Annotated in this window: 2 protein-coding genes; both read left to right on the forward strand. The window is 66.7% G+C overall.

What is annotated here, in order from left to right; genetic code table 11:
• Positions 1-86: 86 nt before the first annotated feature.
• The gene (locus AC07DW_RS34490; protein ID WP_478861531.1) at positions 87-359 is read left to right on the forward strand and encodes an IS3 family transposase; all 273 of its coding nucleotides are present in this window, start codon (positions 87-89) and stop codon (positions 357-359) included.
• A gap of 529 nt (positions 360-888) precedes the next feature.
• Entirely contained in the window at positions 889-1,182 is a 294-nt protein-coding gene (locus AC07DW_RS34495; protein ID WP_478861532.1) for a hypothetical protein, read from the forward strand.
• Positions 1,183-1,432: the final 250 nt, after the last annotated feature.

The following is a 1,432-nucleotide window of genomic DNA, read 5'->3' on the forward strand; positions in this document are numbered from 1 at the left end:
CGCACGCTTCGAAAAGGGCCACCTCATCGAACAAGAAGAGACCCTCGCAGCATGAACCACACCAACTGATCCACAAGTCTTGACTATTGCTCGCCGAGAACCTGTGGTCGGCCCTCAAGACGGAACTCGTCTGCTGGCCCGGCACCACCTTCACGACCAGGGCCGAGGCCGAAGCGGCGCTCTTCCGCTACATCGACGGCTGGTACAACCCCCGCCGCATCCAGCACCGGCTCGGCGGACTGTCTCCCGACGAGTACGAAGAGGCCTGGCACCAGCAACAGCAACAGCAACAGCAACAGCAACAGCAAGATCACCCCATCCCGGCTACCATCCAACCCGACCCCACCGGGACCAGATAACCCAGTCTCCGGAAAAGCGGGGGAACCTCACGTGCCGCCGCCCGTGCCGCCCCAGGCCCAGCACCCGACCTTGCCACAGGCACAGGCACCGGCACCGGCACCGGCACCGATCGAACCCGCCCAAGTGTTATCCCTCCCAAGCCTGTGGGGCCGCCGCCTGTTCCCCCTCCGCGGCGCAAGGGACTGTTCCGCTGGTTCGGCAAACGCCGCTGACTTCGGCCAGGGTCTCTTCTACCTCCGTATGGGAGAACCCGCTCCTGGTGAGGCCGCTGCGGATAGGGTCGGGGCAGCTCGTGCCAGCATGGGTGTACGGGTCAGGCCCGGTGCCCAGAGCGCTCTGGGGGCAGTACCACCGGGCTGTCCCGCCCCGCACCGACTACCGAACTGCGCGAGCCGCTGGTCGGCCGAATCCCGGAGCCGACTGATGCCTCCTGCCGGGCGAGCTGCGGAACCGGAGGCTGTACGGGGGTGCGGGCGCGATATCGTGGAGTCTCTGTCTGCGGTTATGTGATCTGACAGGAGTGCCCGCGTGCCTGAGGACCCCATCGATCACAGCGAGCTCGCTGCCCTGACCCGGCGCTTCGAAGAGACCTCGGCTCAGGACTCCCGCGAGTTCGGGATCATCAAGTCCGACCTCACCGCGGTGCGCCTGCAGGTCGGGAACCTGGACCAGAAGGTCGAAAACCTCAGCAGCCACGTGACCCAGCGCCTGGACGGTCTGGAGCGGAAGATCGACGGGTTCATCGACGAGCAGCGCACGGTCAACGCGACCATGGTCGAGCTGCTGTCCTCGCTCGTGGGCAAGAGCACCGACAGCCAATGACCTCCCCGCCCTGCGGCTGAGCAGGCGGCCAGGGTGAAATCGGGGCCCGGACCACACGTGGTCCGGGCCCCGATGCCTGTACGGTCCAAGCCCACGAGCCTGCGTCGTGCCCGCCGGGCTGGTGGGCGCGAGCTGGCTCGATCATACGCGCCTCACCTGTACTACAGCCGTGCGTGTCTGTTGGGTGCGTGACGCGTTGTTCCGTTCGTGGAGACGGAGCGCGCGGTAGAGGTGTGGTCGGGCTGGTTCG

Source organism: Streptomyces sp. NPDC045701, assembly GCF_056432045.1.